At 44.4% G+C, this 462-nt stretch carries 1 pseudogene; it reads left to right on the top strand.

The features are described from left to right. Nucleotides 1-128 precede the first annotated feature (128 nt). Nucleotides 129-462, top strand: a pseudogene (locus AAEY79_RS16720) (sensor histidine kinase); the annotation flags it as partial.

Genomic DNA, 462 nt, shown 5'->3' with positions numbered 1-462 from the left:
AAAAGGGCAACTGGCGAATGGTTGCTGAACCTAAACTGGCAGAAAATACAATAGCAGATGCTAATCTTGCACAGACTAAGCGTGTAGAGACCAAGCTTGCACAGAACAAGCTTGCACAGAACAAGCTATCAAACGCAGAGCAAAATAATACCGCTCCTAATAAAAATGCCAATGATGCACAGGAAAATCAGCCACCTGCTACTCAACGTAAAGAAAACCTATTCAAGAAACATCTAAAAAAAGTCAAACCAGAACCTGTACGTCCGCAACCAAATTATGTGGTGCTAGCGGTGATTGATGAAGGCGGCGGCATCCCTGAAGACAAGCGTGAAGAGATATTTAGCCCCTTTGTGCGCTTGCAGCAAAAGAAAAAAGGCTCAGGTTTGGGTTTGTCATTGGTCACTCAAATCGTCACAGCGCATCAAGGTCATATCACCACCGATACCATCAATGGTCATACCC

The organism is Psychrobacter sp. GW64-MNA-CIBAN-0177 (assembly GCF_040309585.1).
In the GTDB taxonomy this organism is placed as follows: Bacteria; Pseudomonadota; Gammaproteobacteria; order Pseudomonadales; family Moraxellaceae; genus Psychrobacter; species Psychrobacter okhotskensis.
Note: the sequence above shows the minus strand (reverse complement) of the source record. Positions and strands in the feature narration are given on the sequence as shown.